At 74.9% G+C, this 19,294-nt stretch carries 19 protein-coding genes; 6 read left to right on the forward strand and 13 right to left on the reverse strand.

The features are described from left to right. A partial coding sequence (locus ACOJUF_RS20030) for a chloride channel protein (protein WP_420123579.1) occupies positions 1–986 on the forward strand: 986 nt, incomplete at its 5' end. Positions 987–1,072: 86 nt separating this feature from the next. Continuing rightward, positions 1,073–1,825, forward strand: coding sequence for a VOC family protein (locus ACOJUF_RS20035; RefSeq protein ID WP_420123580.1), 753 nt, complete (start codon positions 1,073–1,075; stop codon positions 1,823–1,825). Between the two features lie 45 nt (positions 1,826–1,870). On the opposite strand, the gene aroB is transcribed toward ACOJUF_RS20035, so the two are convergent. From aroB to dapE, 6 genes are all read right to left on the reverse strand, one after another. Further along, positions 1,871–2,986 (reverse strand): 3-dehydroquinate synthase, encoded by a 1,116-nt coding sequence (gene aroB / locus ACOJUF_RS20040; protein ID WP_420123581.1) that lies wholly within the window; start codon positions 2,984–2,986, stop codon positions 1,871–1,873. Beyond that, entirely contained in the window at positions 2,986–3,549 is a 564-nt protein-coding gene (locus ACOJUF_RS20045; protein WP_420123582.1) for a shikimate kinase, read from the reverse strand. Before ACOJUF_RS20045 ends, aroB begins: the two co-directional genes overlap by 1 nt. After that, positions 3,546–4,784 carry a chorismate synthase gene (gene aroC / locus ACOJUF_RS20050; RefSeq protein ID WP_420123583.1) on the reverse strand — a complete coding sequence of 413 codons (1,239 nt, stop codon included), beginning with the start codon at positions 4,782–4,784 and terminating at the stop codon, positions 3,546–3,548. Before aroC ends, ACOJUF_RS20045 begins: the two co-directional genes overlap by 4 nt. Positions 4,785–4,931: 147 nt before the next feature. Further along, the gene (locus ACOJUF_RS20055; RefSeq protein ID WP_420123584.1) at positions 4,932–5,831 is read right to left on the reverse strand and encodes a Dyp-type peroxidase; all 900 of its coding nucleotides are present in this window, start codon (positions 5,829–5,831) and stop codon (positions 4,932–4,934) included. 130 nt (positions 5,832–5,961) lie between these two features. Further along, on the reverse strand, positions 5,962–6,750 hold the full coding sequence (locus ACOJUF_RS20060) for a TIGR00730 family Rossman fold protein (RefSeq protein ID WP_420123585.1): 789 nt from the start codon (positions 6,748–6,750) through the stop codon (positions 5,962–5,964). 326 nt (positions 6,751–7,076) lie between these two features. Further along, the gene (dapE, locus tag ACOJUF_RS20065) at positions 7,077–8,270 is read right to left on the reverse strand and encodes a succinyl-diaminopimelate desuccinylase (protein WP_420123586.1); all 1,194 of its coding nucleotides are present in this window, start codon (positions 8,268–8,270) and stop codon (positions 7,077–7,079) included. Here dapE and ACOJUF_RS20070 point away from each other — a divergent pair. After that, positions 8,242–9,165 carry a hypothetical protein gene (locus ACOJUF_RS20070; RefSeq protein ID WP_420123587.1) on the forward strand — a complete coding sequence of 308 codons (924 nt, stop codon included), beginning with the start codon at positions 8,242–8,244 and terminating at the stop codon, positions 9,163–9,165. The two genes, dapE and ACOJUF_RS20070, sit on opposite strands and share 29 nt — an antisense overlap. 110 nt (positions 9,166–9,275) lie before the next feature. Here the strand turns inward: ACOJUF_RS20070 and ACOJUF_RS20075 are convergent, their stop codons facing one another. Next, positions 9,276–10,316: a type IV toxin-antitoxin system AbiEi family antitoxin domain-containing protein gene (locus ACOJUF_RS20075; protein WP_420123588.1), complete on the reverse strand. Its 1,041-nt coding sequence runs from the start codon at positions 10,314–10,316 to the stop codon at positions 9,276–9,278. Between the two features lie 192 nt (positions 10,317–10,508). Here ACOJUF_RS20075 and dapD point away from each other — a divergent pair, with 192 nt between their 5' ends. Together dapD and ACOJUF_RS20085 are read left to right on the forward strand one after the other, a co-directional pair. Then, positions 10,509–11,510: a 2,3,4,5-tetrahydropyridine-2,6-dicarboxylate N-succinyltransferase gene (gene dapD / locus ACOJUF_RS20080; protein WP_420123589.1), complete on the forward strand. Its 1,002-nt coding sequence runs from the start codon at positions 10,509–10,511 to the stop codon at positions 11,508–11,510. A gap of 93 nt (positions 11,511–11,603) precedes the next feature. Further along, the gene (locus ACOJUF_RS20085) at positions 11,604–12,719 is read left to right on the forward strand and encodes a CHAD domain-containing protein (protein ID WP_420123590.1); all 1,116 of its coding nucleotides are present in this window, start codon (positions 11,604–11,606) and stop codon (positions 12,717–12,719) included. 296 nt (positions 12,720–13,015) lie between these two features. Here ACOJUF_RS20085 and ACOJUF_RS20090 read toward each other — a convergent pair whose 3' ends face one another. Next, positions 13,016–13,486: an Hsp20/alpha crystallin family protein gene (locus tag ACOJUF_RS20090; protein ID WP_420123591.1), complete on the reverse strand. Its 471-nt coding sequence runs from the start codon at positions 13,484–13,486 to the stop codon at positions 13,016–13,018. A 949-nt stretch (positions 13,487–14,435) separates the two neighbouring features. Between ACOJUF_RS20090 and ACOJUF_RS20095 the strand changes: the two genes are divergently transcribed. Beyond that, on the forward strand, positions 14,436–14,879 hold the full coding sequence (locus tag ACOJUF_RS20095) for a MerR family transcriptional regulator (protein ID WP_420123592.1): 444 nt from the start codon (positions 14,436–14,438) through the stop codon (positions 14,877–14,879). Between the two features lie 18 nt (positions 14,880–14,897). On the opposite strand, the gene dapC is transcribed toward ACOJUF_RS20095, so the two are convergent. The 5 genes from dapC to ACOJUF_RS20120 form a co-directional block, all read right to left on the reverse strand. Next, the gene (gene dapC, locus ACOJUF_RS20100) at positions 14,898–16,127 is read right to left on the reverse strand and encodes a succinyldiaminopimelate transaminase (RefSeq protein WP_420123593.1); all 1,230 of its coding nucleotides are present in this window, start codon (positions 16,125–16,127) and stop codon (positions 14,898–14,900) included. A gap of 2 nt (positions 16,128–16,129) precedes the next feature. Then, positions 16,130–16,456, reverse strand: a complete 327-nt coding sequence (gene fdxA, locus ACOJUF_RS20105) for a ferredoxin (protein ID WP_420123594.1) — start codon at positions 16,454–16,456, stop codon at positions 16,130–16,132. A 110-nt stretch (positions 16,457–16,566) separates the two neighbouring features. Then, on the reverse strand, positions 16,567–17,109 hold the full coding sequence (locus tag ACOJUF_RS20110) for a hypothetical protein (RefSeq protein WP_420123595.1): 543 nt from the start codon (positions 17,107–17,109) through the stop codon (positions 16,567–16,569). Positions 17,110–17,252: 143 nt separating this feature from the next. Then, positions 17,253–18,164: an N-acetyl-1-D-myo-inositol-2-amino-2-deoxy-alpha-D-glucopyranoside deacetylase gene (gene mshB, locus ACOJUF_RS20115; protein ID WP_420123596.1), complete on the reverse strand. Its 912-nt coding sequence runs from the start codon at positions 18,162–18,164 to the stop codon at positions 17,253–17,255. 50 nt (positions 18,165–18,214) lie between these two features. Further along, on the reverse strand, positions 18,215–19,294 hold a 1,080-nt coding region (locus ACOJUF_RS20120; RefSeq protein WP_420123597.1), incomplete at its 5' end, for an ABC transporter ATP-binding protein.

Raw genomic sequence — 19,294 nt, forward strand, 5'->3', positions numbered from 1 at the left:
CGCTGCTGGCCGATCGGTGGGGACTGGGCCCGGGCGACCGGCGGGTGGCGATCGCCGCCGGCGCCGGCGCCGGCCTGGCCGCGGTCTACAACGTCCCGCTGGCCGGCGTCGTCTTCGCCGTGCTGAGCCTGGGCGCCGGTCGCCCCGCGCCGGCGCCGCGCGGGGGCCGGGCTCGGGGCCGGGCGATCGACCGGGTCCGCACGGTGGCCCGCGCGGCGTTGCCGGCCCTGCGGGCCCGCGACTGGCTGGTCGTGCTCGTGGCCTGCGGGGTGGCCACCGTGACCGCCTGGACGGTGCTCGGTTCGGGCCGGGTCTACGTGCTGCCCGGCGGCGCCCTCGACCAGGGCCCGCCGATCGCCCTCGTGGTCTGGGCCGTGGTCGCCGCCCCGGTGGCGGGGGTCGCCGCGGTCGCCCTCGACACCGTGGCCCGGCGGGCCATGGCCCGGTCGCCGGCGGGCCCGGTCCGGACCCCGCTCGCCACGACCGGGGCCATGGCCCTGGTCGGGCTGGCCGCCGTCTGGTGGCCCACCCTGCCCGGCAACGGCAAGGGCGTCATCGAGCTCACGCTCGGGCCGCCGGCCGCGGTGCGGGACGGGGCGCTGCTGGCCGGCGCGGCCCCGGCGGGGTGGACGGCGGCGGCCGCGTTCGTGCTGCTCGCCGGGCTCAAGATCGCGCTGACCGGGGTCTGCCTGCGGGCCGGCATCGTCGGCGGGCTCCTCACGCCCGCGCTCGCGGTGGGGTCGGCGCTCGGTGCGGCCGCCGCGGTGGCGGCGACGGCGGCGGGCGTCCCGGCGTCCGTCCCGGAGTGGGCGCTGATCGGGGCGGCCGGGGTGCTGGCCGTGAGCCACCGCAGTGCCGTCTTCGCGGCCGTCATGGTCTGGGAGCTGACCGGCCTGCCCTGGCCGGTAGTGGCCCTCGCGGCCGGGACCGGCGGGCTGGCCCGGCTCGGTGTCCGCTTCGGGGCCCGCGCGGCCGGCCGCGGGTGACCGCCGGGCCCCGGGCGCGGGTCGCGGTCCGGAGCGGCCCGGTGGTTCCCCCGGGCCCGGACGGGCGGGCCAGTAGGGTCGGACGGGTGCCGGCCGACATCTTCTGGACCTCCGCGTTCCTGGACGTCGCCGCGAGCGACCTGGCGGCGGGCGTGCGGTTCTGGTCCGCCGTCACCGGCTACCCGGTGTCCCCGTGGCGCGGCGAGGACGACGAGTTCGCGACGCTGGTGCCGCCGGCCGGCGACGACTTCCTGCGGGTGCAACGCCTGCGCAGCGGGCCCGGCCGGCTGCATCTGGACCTGCACGTGCCCGATCCCCGGGACGCGGCCCGGCTGGCCGCCGGCCTCGGCGCGACCATCACGCACGAGTCCCCGCACGGCTACGTCGTGCTGGCGTCGCCGGGCGGGTTCACCTTCTGTTTCGTGTCCCACCCCGCCGCCGTCCGGCCGCCGGCCGCCCGCTGGGGCCGCCACACGTCCCTGGTCGACCAGCTCTGCCTCGACGTCCGGACCGCCGACGCCGACGGCGAGGCCCGGTTCTGGAGCGAGCTGACCGGTTGGGCGCCGGTGAGCTCGTCGCTGGCCACCCTGATCCCGCTGGCCCGGCCGGCGGGGCTCCCGCTGCGGTTGATGGTGCAGGCGGTCGGCGACGACCGGTTCCCGGCGACCGCGCATCTGGACCTGGCGGCCACCGATCGAGCCGCCGAGACCGAGCGGCACCAGGTGCTCGGCGCCGCGGTGCGGGACGTCGCCGACCGCTTCACCGTGCTGCGGGATCCGACCGGGCAGCCGTACTGCATCACCGACCGCGACCCGGTCACCGGCCGGCTGCCGGGCTGATCGCCCGCGCCCGGCCCCGCTTCCGCCCGCCGAGGGGGTGGTGGTTCAGCCCAGGTCGACGGTGGTCGGGCGCTTGGCCTGACCGGCGATCGAGGAATAGGCGGCCGCCAGCAGGGCCGGGTCGGGGCCGACGAGCCGGCCCGGTCTGGCCAGCGCGTCGAGCACGACGAACCGCAGGGTGCCGGCCCGGGTCTTCTTGTCCGAGCCCATGATCCGGACGAGCTCACCGAGCGCGTCGGGATCGTAGGTGGTCGGCAGACCCAGGGTGTGCAGCACGGTCAGGTGCCGGTCGGCGGTCTCGTCGTCCAGCCGGCCCGCCGCCCGGGCGAGCTCGGCGGCGAACACCAGGCCGACCGAGACGGCGGCCCCGTGCCGCCACTTGTACCGCTCCCGCTTCTCGATCGCGTGGGCCAGAGTGTGGCCGTAGTTGAGGATCTCGCGCAGGTCGGACTCGTGCAGGTCGGCCGCGACGACCGCCGCCTTGACCGCGACCGAGCGCTGGACCAGCTCGGCGAGCACCGGTCCCGCCGGGTCCGACGCCGCCTCCGGGTCGCTCTCGATCAGCGTCAGGATCTGCGGGTCGGCGATGAACCCGCACTTGACCACCTCGGCCAGCCCGGCGACCAGTTCGTGCCGGGGCAGCGTCTCCAGCGTGGCCAGGTCGCACAGGACGGCCCGCGGCTCGTAGAACGACCCGACCATGTTCTTGCCCGCGTCGGTGTTGATGCCGGTCTTGCCGCCGACCGCCGCATCCACCATGCCCAGCAGGGTGGTCGGCACGTGGATCACCGGCACGCCGCGCATCCAGGTCGCGGCGGCGAACCCGGCCAGGTCCGTGACCGACCCCCCGCCGAGCCCGATCACCAGGTCCCGCCGGTCGATCCCGATCTGCCCGAACACGTTCCAGCAGAAGCCGAGCACGGTCAGGTTCTTGGCGTCCTCGGCGTCCGGCACCTCGAGCAGGTGCACGTCCAGCCCGCTGTCCCGCAGCGCGTCCCGCACGGTCTCGGCCGTGAGCAGCAGGGTGTGCGGGTGCACCAGGGCGACCCGGGCCGCCCCCGTCGCGGTCGCCGCGGCGACCAGCTCGTCGAGCAGGCCGCGGCCGATGGTCACGTCGTAGGGCGCCCCGGACGGGACGGGCACGACGACCGGAGCGTTCATCAGAGCTTCAACTCCTCGACGATCACGGTGGCCACCTGGCCGATCGTCAGGTCGTCGGTCGCCACCTCCTGGGTGGCGACCTCCTGATACAGCGGCAGCCGCGCGTCCAGCAGCGCCTTGTACGTGGCCCGCGGGTTGACCCCGGTCAGCAGGGGCCGGTTGGTGGCCAGGCCGGTGCGGCGCACCCCGGTCGGCATGGTCACGGACAGGAAGACAACGGTCTGCTGCTTGAGCAGGGCCCGGGTCGGCTCGGCCAGGATCGCCCCGCCGCCCAGGGCCAGCACCCCGTCGTGATGGGCCAGGGCGGTGGCCACGGCCGCCCGCTCCATCGCCCGGAACGCCGGTTCCCCGTCGGTCAGGAAGATGTCGGGAATCGGCCGGCCCGCGGCGGACTCGATGTCGCTGTCGGTGTCCCGGAACTGCCGCCCGGTCAGCCGGGCGACGATCAGGCCGACGGAGGTCTTGCCCGACCCGGGCGGCCCGACCAGCACCACGATCGGCCGCACCGGCGACGGGTCGGCCCCGGTCCCGGTCACCGGCTCGACGGCGTCCGGCGCCGTCACCGGGCCACGGGGCCGGCGGCGCCGCCGATCGGGGGGACGGGCGCGAAGTCGATCGAGTCCAGGTAGGACGCCACGTTGCGGGCGGTCTCGGCGACGGAGTCCCCGCCGAACTTCTCACTGACCGCGTCGGCGACGACGAGCGCGACCATGGCCTCGGCGACGACACCCGCGGCCGGCACCGCGCAGACGTCGCTGCGCTGGTGGATGGCCTGCGCGCGGTCGCCGGTGGCGATGTCGACGGTGGCCAGCGCACGGGGCACGGTGGAGATCGGCTTCATCGCGGCCCGGACCCGGAGCACCTCGCCGTTGGTCATGCCACCCTCGATGCCGCCCGCGCGGTTGCTGCGCCGGGACACCGTGGTTGCCCCGTTCGCACCCGGGTCGATCTCGTCGTGCGCAGCGCTGCCCCGGCGGCGGGCGGTGAGGAAGCCGTCACCGATCTCCACACCCTTGATGGCCTGAATGCTCATCAGCGACGCGGCCAGCCGGGCGTCGAGCTTGCGGTCGGCGTGCACGAAGGAGCCCAGTCCCGGCGGCAACCCGTACACGAGCACCTCGACGACCCCGCCCAGGGTGTCGCCGTCGGACTTGGCCGCCTCGATCTCGGCGACCATCCGCTCGGTGGACGCGGCCCCGAGCGCCCGCACCGGGGACTCGTCGATGGCGTCCCGGTCGGCCGGGGTGGGCAGCGGGCCGGGAACCGCGTCGGCCTCGCCGATGGACACCACGTGGGAGACGACCTCGGCGCCCAGGACGGCCCGCAGGTACTGCTGCGCGACCGTGCCGAGCGCGACCCGGGCCGCGGTCTCCCGGGCCGAGGCCCGCTCCAGGATCGGCCGGGCGTCGGCGAAGCCGTACTTCTGCATGCCGGCCAGGTCGGCGTGCCCGGGACGGGGACGGGTGAGCGGCGCGTTGCGGGCCAGACCGGCCAGCACCTGCTCGTCGACCGGGTCGGCCGACATGATCTGTTCCCACTTGGGCCACTCGGTGTTGCCGATCTCGATGGCCACCGGGCCGCCCAGCGAGGAGCCGTGCCGGATGCCGCCCAGGATCGAGACCGCGTCCTGTTCGAACTTCATCCGGGCCCCGCGGCCGTAACCCAGCCGCCGCCGGGCCAGCTGGGTGGCGATGTCCGAGGACGTCACCGGCACCCCGGCGGGGAGGCCTTCGAGGACGGCCACCAGGGCGGGGCCATGGGATTCACCTGCGGTCAACCAGCGCAACACGCGCGCCATCCTCCCACGATCCGTCGCCGGGCCGTGCCGCCGACCACTGGGCGGACGGCGACGCCGACCCGGCGGCCGGGAACGACGCGTCCGTCCGGCGGCCCGGACCGGGCCGGAACGACGACCGCACGGTCCCGGAACCGGCCCGTTCGCGGCTCAGTCGTCGTCCTCCGGCGGGGCCAGGACGGCCAGGTCGTCCAGCGCCGGGACGAAGTAGTAGGCGCCGGACAGCGGGGTCGTGTAGTGGGTCAGGGCGTCCCGGACCCCGCCCCGACCGGCCATGCTGTCGAGCATGTCGGCCAGCGGCGCCTTGCGGTGGCAGAAGCCGACGAACATGGTGCCGTGCTCCTGCGCCGAGCCGTAGGCCACGTTGCGCCGGAAGATCTTGCCGAAGTCGTCCTGGTCGGTGCGCGCGGCGTGCGCTGTCTCCGGCCGGGGATCGAGCTCGACGCTGTCGGGCTTGGTCCGGCCGATCACCCGCTCCTGGTCGGCGACGGGGACGGCGTTCCAGGCGTGCGCGTCGTGCCGCCACTTCTGCACGAGCAGGACGGAACCGCCGGCGCCCGGCTCGCCGGCCGGCACCAGGACGTGCCGGGGCGCCTCGGACAGGTGCGGGTTCTCGGTGCCGTCGATGAAGCCGGTCAGGTCCAGGTCGCGGTGGTACGTCCAGCCGGACACCTCGTCGTCGACCGAGGCGACGCCGGCGAAGGCGTCGATGATCGCCGTCACGGTGTCGAACACGACGTCCCGGGAGCCGCCGGCGGTCCAGAGGAACAGGTCCCGCTGGGTGGCCGGCATGGTGAACCCGTCCGGCCCGACGACCGGCTCGGTGAACCCGGTCAGGCCCGCCGGGGCGCGCTCGGGCAGCACCGCGGCCCACAGTTCGGGCCGGATCCCGACGACGAGGTTGACCCCGCCCATGGTGGTGCGCGGCTCGCTCAGCCCGGCCGCGACGGTGAGGGCGGCCCGCGGGTCGGCCCCCTGATCCAGCGACAGTTCCAGGTAGGAGTGGGCGTGCGTCCCGAGCGCGAAAATTCCGGTCTGCGGCGTGGTCAAGAGGGTCCCCGTTTCGCGGCGAAGGATCACCGGACGCGGAAATCCTACGCAGCCGGCCGGCCGGGCCGTGCGGCGGGCGATCCGCCGCCGGGCCCGCCCGGCGCACCGGTCGGGCCCCACCGGCTCCGGATCAGTGCGCGGCCTCCCAGGCCGCATACGCGTCGTGCACGACCCGGATCGCGTCGTCGACGTCGTCGGTGACGTGGATCAGGTTCAGATCCGGCGGCGAGATGTTGCCGGCCCCGGCGACCGACGTCTTGATCCACTCGGCCAGCCCGCCCCAGTACTCCGAGCCGAACAGGACCACCGGGAACTTGGTGACCTTCTTGGTCTGCACCAGCGTCAGCGCCTCGAACAGCTCGTCGAGCGTGCCGAACCCGCCGGGCAGGCAGATGTAGGCCTGCGAGTACTTGACGAACATGGTCTTGCGGGCGAAGAAGTAGCGGAAGTTGATGCCCAGGTCGACGTACCGGTTCAGGCCCTGCTCGAACGGCAACTCGATGCCCAGCCCGACCGACAGCCCACCGGCCTTCTTAGCACCCTTGTTGGCGGCCTCCATGATCCCGGGCCCACCGCCGGTGATGACCGCGAACCCCTCGGCGGCCAGGGCCGCCCCGATCTCCTCGGCCTTCTGGTAGTACGGCGTGCCGCGCTTGGTCCGGGCGCTGCCGAACACCGACACCGCCCGGGGCAGGCCGGCGAGCGCGCCGAAGCCCTCCACGAACTCGGCCTGGATGCGCAGCACCCGCCACGGGTCGGTGTGCACCCAGTCGCTCGGGCCGCGCGAGTCGAGCAGGCGCTGGTCGGTGGTGCTGGCGGTCTGATATCGCTGGTCGCCCCGCAGCCGCACCGGTCCCTTGAACCGTTCCGGCTCCTGGCCGTCCGGCGGCGGGAACGACGGGTCCTCGAATTCGGTCACCCGATCCACAGTAGTGACGCGGTGACGCAGCGCGGACCAAGCCGGCCGCGTCGGCCGAGCATTCTCCGGGGGTTCACCGGGCGGACACCGGTCGTGACGGCCCGGCACCCGGTCACCGCCGCCGGTCACCGCCGCCGGTGACCGCCGCCGGGCTCGGCCCGGGGCGAGCGATCCGGACGGGCCGATCCGCCGGCCCATCCGAACGGCCGATCCGACGGCCGATCCGACTGCCCATCCGAACGGCCGAGCCGACTGTCGATCGGAACGGCCGATCCGGGAACCGGCCGGGCGGCGGCCGGGTCCCGGGCCCACCGGGTCATCGGGGTTCACCCGGTCAGGAAACCGCGCAGCACCTCGGTCATCTCGCGGATCTGGGACATGCGGACGTGCTCCTCGCGGGTGTGCGCCAGCGACGGGTCGCCGGGGCCGTAGTTGACAGCGGGGATGCCGAGCGCGGCGAACCGGGCCACGTCGGTCCACCCGTACTTGGCCTGCGCCCGGCCACCGGCCGCGGCGACGAACTCGGCGGCCGCGGGGGCGTGCAGTCCCGGCAGCGCCCCGGCCGCGACATCCAGGACGGAGACCTCGAAGTCGGCGAACAGGTCGCGCACCACGCCGACGGCCTGCTCGGCGCTGCGATCCGGCGCGAACCGGAAGTTGACCCGGACCGTGCACTCGTCCGGGATGACGTTGCCGGCCACTCCCCCGGTGATGCCGACCGCGTTGAGGCCCTCGTGGTACTCGCATCCGTCGATGTCGACGATCCGCGCGTCCCAGGCGGCGAGCCGGTCCAGCACGGCCCGAGCCCGGTGGATCGCGTTGTCCCCCAGCCAGGACCGGGCCGAATGCGCGCGGCGGCCGTGGGCGGTGACGGTGGCCGACACGGTCCCCTGGCAACCGGCCTCGACGTTGCCGTTGGTCGGCTCGCCCAGGACGGCCAGGTCCGCGGCCAGCCACTCCGGGTGCTCGGCCTGGATCCGGGTGAGCCCGTTGCGGTCGTAATCGACCTCCTCGCACTCGTAGAACACGAAGGTCAGGTCCCGCGCCGGCGCGGGCAGGGTGGCGGCCAGGTGCAGCAGCATCGCGTCGCCGGACTTCATGTCGGTCGTGCCGCAGCCGTGCAGCACGTCGCCGTCCCGGCGGGAGGGAACGTTGTCGGCGATCGGCACGGTGTCCAGGTGCCCGGCCAGCAGGATCCGCGTCGGCCGGCCCAGATCCGTGCGGGCCAGCACGCTCTGGCCGACGCGCTGCACCCGCAGGTGCGGCAGCCGGCGCAGGGCCGACTCGACCGCGTCGGCGATCATCGCCTCCGACCCGGACACCGACGGGATGTCGACGAGGGCGGCGGTCAGGTCGGCGGGATCGCCGGTCAGGTTCAGCTCGATCGGCGACCCCGGCGTGCCCGGCGACCCGGATGTTTCCGACGACGTCGGGGCGGCGGGGGACGGTGCGGGCGCGGCGGACACGTCCCGCACAGTACCGTCGGAGGCGATGCGCAAGCCGGTGAAGAACAGCCTCATCGTGGCCGGCGTGGTCTGCCTGCTCGCCGCGGCCGTGACCGCCGGGCTGCTGATCTGGCGCAACCCGTTCGCCGACCGGCCCGAGTGCACGGTCCCGGGCCTGCCCGGCACCGGCGCCGAGGCCGCGGCGTCGCCGACGGTCGAGCTGACCGTCGCGCAACTGCATCACGCCTCCACCATCAACGCGGTCGGCCTGTCCCGGGGTATCCCCGAGCGCGGCCGGATCATCGCGGTGGCGACCGCCTACCAGGAGTCGAGCCTGCGCAATCGCGCCGACGGCGACCGGGACTCGGTCGGCCTGTTCCAGCAGCGCCCGTCCCAGGGGTGGGGCACGACGCAGGAGATCCTGGATCCGGTCTACTCGGCCGGCAAGTTCTACGACGCCCTGCTCGAGGTCGACGACTGGGCGCAGCTGCCGCTGACCGAGGCGGCGCAGAAGGTGCAGCAGTCGGCGTTCCCCGACGCGTACGCCAAGTGGGAGCCGCAGGCGACGACGCTGGTCCGCGCGCTGTCCGGGGCGGACCCGCTCGAGCTCGGCTGCCGGGCCGGCGGCCACCGGCCGACCGCGGTCGCGCCCGACCGCCCGGCGCCGGCCGGCACCGAGGACGCGACCCCGCAGCTGACCGCCGCGCTGGCCGCGGCCGACGCCGAACTCGGCGGGCTGACCGTCCGGGAGGTGACCGACGAGGGGCGGTCGGCGACGGTCGCCGTCAGCGTGCCCGACCTGGCGGCGGATCCGGCCGGACGGTCCCTGGCCGCCTTGGCGGTCGCGCACGGCACCGACCTGAGCATCACCGACGTCGCGGTCGACCGGCAGCTGTGGACCGACTTCGACTGGCGCACCGCGGACCAGCCGATCGAGCCCGGCGTGGTCCGCCTGACCGTCGCGCCCTGACCGCACCGGGAGCGCGGTCCCCGGCCCCGACGGCCGACGCAGCAGCGGGCGCGTCGGCCGACGCCCGTTCGGCCGCCCGCCGGGCCCCGGTGGCCCGGGCCGGGACCGCCTCACGATCGCGGCTCGGCCGGCGCCAGGGCGCTCCGCAACCGCTCGATCCACGGCTCCGGCGACCGCAGCTCGGGCCAGGACCAGACGACGGGCCGCCAGCCGGCCGCGACCCAGTCGGCCCGGTGGGGCAGCGGCTCGGCGCCGCTCGGCCCCCGACCGCTCGGCCCCCGGCCACTCAGCGCCGGGCCGCTCAGCGCCCTACCGCCCGGCGGCGTGCCGGCCGGATCCGGTGCGAACACGCCGAGCACCCGGGTGCCGGCGAAGCCGAAGGCCGCCCGGCCGAGGGACCGGCCGTCGGGCCCCGGCACCGCGACGTCGAGGAGCGGAGCCGGCAACCCCCACCGGGACATCACCACGCGGCTCACCGACTCCCCCGGCCCGCGGCTGCCCGGATCGGCGAACGCCACCACCTGGGCCGCCCGGCGGGTCCCCGGCACCCGAAACAGCCGGGCCAGCTGCCGGGTCAGGGACGGCCGGCTGACCAGACCGCGGTGCAGCGCGGCGTCGGCCAGCAGCACCGCGTGGTCGAAGGGCAGCACCAGGGCGCAGTCGACCACCGTCCGCTCGGGCGTGGTGACCGGGAGCCCGGCCAGCTCCATCACCTCGTCCGGATCCAGCGCCCCGCTGTGCACCCGGAGCGCGGCGCCGCGCCGGGACTTGGCCGCGTCCGGCCGGGTGAGGTGCAGCGGCGGATCCGCCGGCCCGGCGGTCCCGGCCGGGCGACGCCCGGTCCCCTCTCCCGGCCGCGGCCGGCCCAGCCAGTCCCAGTCGCTGTGGGCGAACGGCAGACCGTGCAGGATGGCCGCCGACAGGTGGCTGACGACCGGCCGGCCGGCCAGCCGCGGGACCACCACGGTCAACGCGGACCGGTGGCGATCGGCCGGATCGTCCGGCGGGGCGGGCTGGTCGCGCACGTACAGCCCCGGCAGGACGCTGCGCAGCTCGCCGCGTTCGCGGGCCTGCCGGATCTGATGGTCGGAGTACCCGCGGGCGAGCAGGTCGGCGCGGCTGATGACGGTCTGGTCGACGGGCGGCGGCATGGCCCCCACGCTCGGTCCCGGCGGTCCGGCGGGCAAGGACGATCTCGGCACCTGTGGACAACACGCCGATCGGGCGGGCTTCGTCGGCGGCCGGGGCCGGGTTGTCCACAGGTCCGATGGGTCCGGCTTGACAGCGGGGCCGGGGCCGGTGCGCGGCGGTCCGACCCCGGCCCGGCCGATAGGCTCCCCGGCATGACCGCTGTTCCGACTGCTGCAACCGTGTCCGATTCGGCCGATTCCGCCGGCCCCGTCGAGGGCGGCGCGTTCGGCACCGGCCTGGCCACCGTGACCGCCGACGGGACCGTGCTGGACGTCTGGTACCCGGCCCCGGCCCTGCTGGTGACGAGCCCGGGCACCCCGGTCGCCGCCCAACCCGAACTGCGGCTGGCCGAGCGGGCCGACGACATCCGTGGGGTCACCCTGCGGGTGGTGCAGACCCGGATCGCCTCGCTCGCCGACGCTCCGGCCGACACCGCGGACGCCTACCTGCGGCTGCACCTGCTGTCGGCCCGCGTGGTCCGGCCCCGCACGATCAACCTCGACGGCATCTTCGCGGTGCTGCCGAACAACGTCTGGACCTCCATCGGGCCGGTGCCGCCGGAGGAGGTCGAGCAGGTCCGGCTGCGCGCGTTGGAGGCCGGGATCCGGCTGTCGGTCTTCGGGGTGGACAAGTTCCCGCGGATGACCGACTACGTGGTGCCGTCCGGGGTCCGCATCGCTCACGCCGACCGGGTCCGGCTCGGCGCCCATCTGGCGGCCGGCACGACCGTCATGCACGAGGGATTCTGCAACTACAACGCCGGCACGGTCGGCACCTCGATGGTCGAGGGACGCATCTCCCAGGGTGTCGTGGTCGGTGACGGCAGCGACGTCGGGGGCGGGGCCTCGATCATGGGCACGCTGTCCGGCGGCGGCAAGGAGCAGGTGACGATCGGCGCCCGCTGCCTGCTCGGCGCGAACTCCGGGGTCGGGATCTCGCTGGGTGACGACTGTGTCGTCGAAGCGGGCCTGTACCTGACCGCGGGGACCAAGCTGACGCTGCTGGCCGACGGCGAGCAGCGCACGGTCAAGGCCCGTGAGCTGTCCGGTGCGGCCGGCCTGCTGTTCCGCCGCAACTCGCTCACCGGCGGGGTCGAGGCGGTGCCGCGCGCCGGTTCCTGGGGCGGGCTCAACGCCAGCCTGCATGCCCAGTAGGACCGGCCCCGGCCGGCCCGCGGCGGCGGCCACCCCGAGGCGGATCCGGCGGGTCCGTCCCGGCGCGGCGGCCCGGTGAGAGATACTCCCGGGGTGCCTCCCCGACCTCGCAAACGCGCAGTGCCGCGGCCGGCCCCGATCGTGCACGAGGACAGGTTCGCCGACGCCGCGCTGCACGCCCGCCCGAAGGAACCGGCCCGGAAGCGGTCCCGCCCGGCCGACCCGGACCCGCCCGTCCAGGCGCCGGCACCCGACCAGGCCGTCCACGACGGCGCCCCCGCCGTCGAGGACGCGCCCGATCACCAGCCGCTCGCCCCGCCCCGTCCGGCGCCCCGCCGGCCCGGGCTGATCCCGACCGAGATCGCGGACTCGATCGGGCCGGTCCTGGGCAAGGCCGTCGCCGACATCAAGGCGCACGAGGACGGCAGCCGTCGCGGCGGCGACATCGAGGACGTCCACAAGATGCGGGTGGCGACCCGCCGCGTGCGGGCGTACCTCAAGGCCGCCCGACCGGCCCTGGACAAGACGGCCACCGACCGGCTGCGCGGCGACGTCCGCGAGCTGGCCGGCACTCTGGGCGTGATCCGCGACCACGACGTGATGATCGACCGGTTGCACCGGGAGGCGGCCCGGCTCGGCGATCCCGACACCGGGGCGCTCGAGCACCTGATCAGCCGGTTGGAGAGCGAACGGGTCGCCGGCCGGGACCGGCTCGTGTCCGAGCTGGACGATCCGTCGTACCGGGCGCTGCTGTCGGAGCTGGAGGAGGCGGCCGCGCAGCCGCCCGTCGCCGATCCGTGGGCCGACCTGCACGAGCTGGCGGCCGCGGAGTGGCGGACGCTGCGCAAGGCCCGCCGCAAGCTGCACCGGACCTTCGGCGAGAACCCGCCCGACGACGACCTGCACGAGTTGCGGATCTACGGCAAGCGATCGCGCTACGCCGCGGAGCTGTTGCACGAGAAGGGTGACATCGCCGCGTTCCTGGAGGCCCTCGCCGGGCTTCAGGAGGTTCTCGGGGACCACCAGGACGCCTGCGTCCTCGAGGACCGGCTCCGCGAGCTCGTGGTCGAGGTCGGCGATCCACGGGCCGGGGTCGCGGCCGGGCGGGTCATCCAGGGCTGCCGCGACCGGCGGGTGGAGGCCCGGGCGGCGTATCCGGAGGCCTGGAAGAAGGCCGAGGCGGCCGCCCGCAAGGCGTTCCCGGACTGACTGCCCCCGCCGGGGATCGGGCTGGGGACCGGGCCGGAAATGAAGACTGACCACCCGGTCCGTAGGTCTCGGCGAGCGGGCCCGGCATTCCGTCCCGGCCCGGGGCCGGGCCGGAATGCGATCGGGGCCCGGAGCGCTCGACCGATCCGGCCGGCCGAGGTGTCCGGGAGGCGGCAGCGAGGGGCCGACGCGACGCCCGAGCTCCCCCGTCGGCCGGGCGTGCCGGACCGGCAGCGAGCACCGTCGAGGTGTCCGGGAGGCACGGCGGCGCCGGAGCCGCATCGCCTCCCGTCCACCTAGTTGCGGGTGCCGGCAGCCTCCACGGTCCGGCGGTCGGCGGCGCCGTTCCCGCCGATCGCGTGGTCGACGCCGTCGCCGTGGCTGATCGTGATCTTGCGCGGCTTGGCCTTCTCGGCCACCGGGATCACCAGCCGGAGCACGCCGTCCCGGTAGGTCGCCTCGATGCGGTCCAGGTCGAGGTTGTCACCCAGCACGAGCTGCCGGCTGAAGACACCGCGCGGTCGTTCGGCGGCCAGGAAGCTCGACCGGTCGTCGACCGGCGGGCGCTGAGCCGTCACCGTCAGCACGTTGCGCTCGACGTCCAGGTCGACCGACCCCGGATCCACCCCCGGCAGGTCGAACTCGACCACGAACCGATCGCCGTCGCGCCACGCGTCCATCGGCATCGCGGACGGTCGCGCGTTGGTCCCCAGCAACTGCTGGGCGATCCGGTCGACATCACGGAACGGATCGGTACGCATGAGCATCACGAACCACCTCCCATGGCCTTCTGGTGTGCTCACCCCCGCTGATCTCTCCTCAGCGGTATAGATTTTTTGTACCACCGATCGCAGGCTCAGGCAAGGGAGCAATCCCGGTGTCGGGACGACGCGAGGAGCCGCAGACACCGACGGGGCGACCGCCGACATGATCGGCGGTCGCCCCGGACGACGCGGCCGGCCTGGTGGATCCCGGCGGCGGCGGATCGGTCCGGCACCGGGTGCACGCGGCTGTCCGCCGTTCACGGCGTGACCGCATCAACGTCCGGCCGATCCGGCCCCGAGCGGGGCCACGTCAGGTCGCGTCGAGGTCACGGCGGGCCCGGCCCGCCGGTCCTCGTCCTGTGGATGTCCTTCCTCGTTGGCCTCTTTGTTCGCCTCCCTGTCCGCGAGCAGCCCGACCGCATGCCGCGGTCGGCCCGTTCGCCGGCTCGTGATGATTCTGATCAGCGACGATGGACGAGATGGTGTGCATCACCCCCCTCGCGGTGGACGGCCGGCGGCTGCGCGCGGCGGCGGCGACCGCTGCCGGCTCAGCCGGCCGTCGCCGTCGGGATCGACCCACCCGCCGGGCGTGGGCATCGGATCCGGGGCCGGTCGCCGGCCGCGCGGACGGTGACGATCCACCGCCGTCCGCACGGTCGGCGGCGGGCGGTGCGGAACCTCCGCCGGTTCGGCGGCGGGTTCGACGGGCGGTTCGAGTGACGAGCCGATCCGGCCGATCAGACCGGCGGCGTGCAGGACGGCCCAGAAGCGCTCGTCGATCGAGTCGACCGCCCGATCGGACCCGGGCTCCGTCGACCGCACCGGTCCCGGCGCCACCGCGCAGACCATCGCCACCTCACCCCTTGCACGTCATCGCAACTCGAACGGATCTGTGTCAAATGGTGTAGGTTTGTGATACCACGTCACCCCGACCGGCGCAAGAGGAGAGCTGATGGTCGGCGAGCCCGGCGAGCTGCCGCCGGTGACGGCCGTCCGCGACGGGTCCATGGGGGTCTACGGGATCACCGTCGCGGCCGAGCTCTCCGGCCTGAGCGCCCAGGCGTTGCGGCTGTACGAGCGCAAGGGGCTGCTGCAGCCGGATCGGACCACCGGCGGCACCCGCCGGTACAGCGACGCCGACATCGAACGGCTCCGCCGGATCTCGGAGCTGATCGAGGACGGCATCAACCTGATCGGCATCGCCCGCGTGCTCGGGCTGGAGGACGACAACACCGCCATCCGGGGCGACAATCATGCATTGCGCACGGACAATTCCGCGCTGCGCGCCCAGAACTCACGGCTGGCCACCGACAACGCCGCGCTGCGGGCATCGAACCACGCGTTGCGCGCGGACACCGGGCCGCGCACCGACCCGGCGGCCCGGCCGGCCGGCTGACCCGGGCGGCGGCCAGGGTCAGCGGCGCCCGCGCCGCGCCAACCGCTCGGCGGCCGCGGCGACGTGATCGTCCGGCGCGGTCAGCGCGATCCGGACGTGATTGAGCCCGGCATGGCCGTACACCGTGCCCGGGCCGACGACGATCCCCCGCTCGGCGAACCAGTCCACCGTGCGCATCGCGGGCTCGCCCCGGGTGCACCACAGGTACAGGCCGGCCTCGGAGGACACCTGGAATCCGGCGCCGTCGAGCGCCTCCCGCAGCAGCTCGCGGCGACGCGCGTAGCGGCTGCGTTGGGCCATCACGTGCGCGTCGTCCTCCAGCGCGGCCTGCGCCGCGTGCTGCACCGGGGTCGGCAGCATGGCACCCAGGTGACGGCGGGCGGCGATCAACGCGCCGACCACGGTCGGGTCGCCGGAGACGAACCCGGCCCGGTAGCCGGCCATGTTGGACCGCTTGGACAGCGAATGCACGGCCAGCAGGCCGGTGTGGTCCCCCCCGCTGACGTCCGGGTGCAGGATCGACACCGGCGTGGACTCCCAGCCCAGGTCGATGTAGCACTCGTCGGAGGCCACGACGGTCCCGCGGGACCTGGCCCAGGCCACCACCTTGGCCAGGTGCTCGACCGGCAGGACCCGCCCCGTCGGGTTCGACGGGGAGTTGAGCCACAGCAGAGCGATCCGGTCCGGGCCCACCGCGGTGAGGGAATCCGAGCGCAGCACCGTGGCCCCAGCCATGATGGCGCCGATCTCGTAGGTCGGGTAGGCCAGCTCAGGGATGACCACGGTGTCCCCGGTCCGCAACCCGAGCAGGGTCGGCAGGGCGGCGACGAACTCCTTCGATCCGATGGTGGGCATCACGTTCGCCGGGTCCAGCCCGGTGACGCCGTGCGCGCGCTCCAGCCAGTTCGCGTACGCCTCGCGCAGGGCCGCGCGCCCGTGCACGGTCGGGTATCCGGGGGCCTCCGAGCCGTCGGCCAGGGCCCGCCGGATCGGCAGCGGCACACGATCCACCGGGGTGCCGATCGACAGGTCGACCACGCCCTGCGGGTGCTCGGCAGCCCGCTTCCGGGCGGGCAGCAGGAGATCCCAGGGGAAGTCGGGGAGCCGGTTGACCGGCGCCGGCAGCCGCAGCCCGGACGCCGTGCCGACGGCCGAACCGGCCGGACCCGCCGATCCGGGGCCCGGGCCGGGGCCGGACGCCGCCGGTGCGCCGGCGGACGATGCACCCGGCGACCGGTCGTCGGCCATGATCAGTGGTCCTCGCCCATGGGCGGCAGGGCCGCGACCATCGGGTCGTCCTTGGCCACCTTGCCGGTCTTCGAGGCGCCGCCCGGGGAGCCCAGGTCGTCGAAGAAGTCGACGTTGGCGCGGGTGTAGTCGGCCCACTCCGACGGGACGTCGTCCTCGTAGAAGATCGCTTCGACCGGGCACACCGGTTCGCACGCACCGCAGTCGACGCACTCGTCCGGGTGGATGTAGAGCATCCGGGCACCCTCGTAGATGCAGTCGACCGGACACTCCTCGACGCAGGCGCGGTCAAGCACGTCGACACAGGGCTCGGCGATCACATAGGTCACTTCGGTTCTCCAGCTCGGTCCCGATGGCGCACGGCGGCCACCGATGGGCACCGACAAGTATCACCCGTGCCGGACCGTGCCCGTGTCGCGGCAGGCCCGCCGCGGGCCGATCAGCCCGATCGGCCGGTCGGTTCGTCCGCTTCGACCCGTCCCGGCGCCCCGCCGGCGGCCCCGCCGGCCTGCCGGTCGATCACCGGGCCGGTCGCCGGGTCGGTCGCCGGGTCGGTCCGCGAGCCGGTCCGGGACTCGGTCGCGGGCTCCGGCCCGGCCTCCGTCCGGGCGTAGCGGGCCTGGGTCCGTTCGGCCCACAGCAGCGTCAGCGTCGCCGCGGCGGCCAGCGATCCCAGCCCCAGCAGCACCATCACCCGCCACTGGCCCTGGACCACGCTCAGCGCCTGGCTGCGCATCATCGGGTTGCGGGTGAGCACGAGCCAGACGGTCACACCGAACCAGACCAGTACCGGCAGCACCGCCGCGGCCATCGACCCGGTGAGGCGATAGGCGGCCCGGGGCGCGAGCACCATGGCCCCGACCCCGAGCAGGGCACTGACCGGCATCGGCACGGCCCCGATGTGCCAGGGCAGGTACGCGACGCCGACCACCGCGGTCAGGGCGCACAGCAGTGTGACGAACGCCACCAGCAGCCAGTCCACCGGCGCACCGCCGGACGACTCGCTCCCCGTCCCGGGGAGGCCGCCCTCGCCGGGACGCTGCGCTGATCCAAGTCCCGCATCTGCGCCCGATTCGTCCCCTTCCGTGGGACTTCGATCAGCGCACGGGGGCTCGGCGGCAGGGTTCACAGCTCCGGCTCCGGCTCCGGCTCCGGCTCACGATCCGGGTCGAGCCCGGCGAAGACGTCCGCGCCGGGCGTGCCGTCGGCCGCGCGCGGCACCGGCCGCCCGGCCAGCAACCGGAAGTACTCCGCGGCCGGCAGCGGCTGGGCGATCCGGTTGGACAGCGCCCACAGATCGCCGGCCAGCAGTTCCACCTGGGTGGCGTGGGCGGCGAAGGCGGCGCGCCGTGCGGCGTCCACCGGCGCGGTCGGTACCGCGACCGCCACGACGTCGTCGGGCGCCAGGAAGCCGGCCAGGAAGCCGGGTTCGTCGGGCGGCGCCGCCAGGTACCCGGCCGGCACCGGGAGGCCGGCGAAGGCGGCCCGGGTGACCCACTCGGGGCGGACCACGCCCAGCACCCGCGGGACCGCCCAGCCGGCCACCGTCAGCGCGCCCATGACGACCTGATGGACCGCGATGTGATCGGGATGGCCGTAGCCGCCGTCGGCGTCGTAGGTCAGCACGACGTGCGGCCGCACCCGGTCGATCACCTCGACCAGCGCCGCCACCGCCCGGTCGTGCGCCGGGCCACCGCGCTGCGCGTGGATGAACGCCCGGGGATGCTCGGCCGACGGGGTGCCGGCCATCCCCGAGTCGCGGAACGCCCCGAGACCGCCGAGCATCGCTCGCTCCCGGACGCCCAGCGCCGCGCAGGCGGCCCGCAGCTCGGTCAACCGGTACCCGCCGAGCTGGTCCGCCCGGGCGGCGACCAGCCCCTGCATCTCCTCGTCGCCGATCACCTCGCCCTCCTCGCCGAGGGTCGCGGTCACCAGCACCACCTCGGCGCCCGCGCGGGCGACCGTGGCCAGGGTGCCGGCCATGGACAGCGACTCGTCGTCGGGGTGCGCGTGGACGGCGAGCAGGCGAGCGGGCACGACCGCACCGTACCCGGGCGGGGCGCCCGGCACGGGCCCGGCGAGCCGGCTCAGACCGCCGACCCGGCCACCCGCAGGGCCGCGCTGGCCGTCTCGGCCGCCGGATCGGTCACCGGGAAGTGGCAGGCCACCAGGTGCCCGCCGCCGTGGTCGACGGGCAGCGGTTCCTCGGCGGCGCACTTGTCCTGCGCCTTCCAGCACCGGGTGCGGAACCGGCAGCCCGACGGCGGGTTGAGCGGGCTGGGCACGTCACCGGTGAGCATGATGCGTTCCCGCACCCGCTCGGAATTCGGATCGGCCTCGGGCGCGGCCGACAGCAGCGCCACCGTGTACGGGTGCATCGCCCGGTCGTAGACGTCGTCCCGGGAGCCGGTCTCGACGATCTTGCCCAGGTACATGACGGCGATCCGGTCGGAGATGTGCCGGACGATGGACAGGTCGTGCGCGACGAAGAAGTAGGCCAGCCCCAGGGTGTCCTGCAGGTCCTCCAGCAGGTTGACCACGCCGGCCTGGACCGACACGTCCAGGGCGGACACCGGCTCGTCCAGGATCAGCACGTCCGGCTCCAGGGCCAGCGCCCGGGCGATGCCGATGCGCTGCCGCTGCCCGCCGGAGAACTCGTGCGGGTACCGGTTGCCGTGCTCGGGCGACAGGCCCACCAGCCGCAGCAGCTCCCCCACCCGGTCCAGCCCGTCCTTGCTCCACAAACCGTGGATCTTGTAGGCCTCGGCGATGATGTCGTTGACCGGCATCTTGGGGTTCAACGAGGCGTACGGGTCCTGGAACACGATCTGCATGTCCCGCCGGACCCCGCGCAGCTCCTCGCCGCTCATCGTGGTCAGCTCGCGCCCGCGGAACTTCACCGAGCCGGACGTCGGTTTGTGCAGCTGCAGGATGGCCCGGCCGGTCGTCGACTTGCCGCACCCGGATTCGCCGACGACGCCGAGGGTCTCGCCGGCGTCCAGGTGCAGCGAGACGGAGGAGACCGCCTGCACCTTGCCGACGACCCGGCGGATGACACCGCCGCCCTTGACCGGGAACTCCTTGACCAGGTCGGTCACCTGCAGCAGGTGCTCGTAGTCCGGCGGCGGGTCGGGCCCCCGGCGCGGCCCCGGGCGCCCCGGCGGCGC

This window comes from Nakamurella sp. (assembly GCF_048594475.1).
In the GTDB taxonomy this organism is placed as follows: Bacteria; Actinomycetota; Actinomycetes; order Mycobacteriales; family Nakamurellaceae; genus Nakamurella.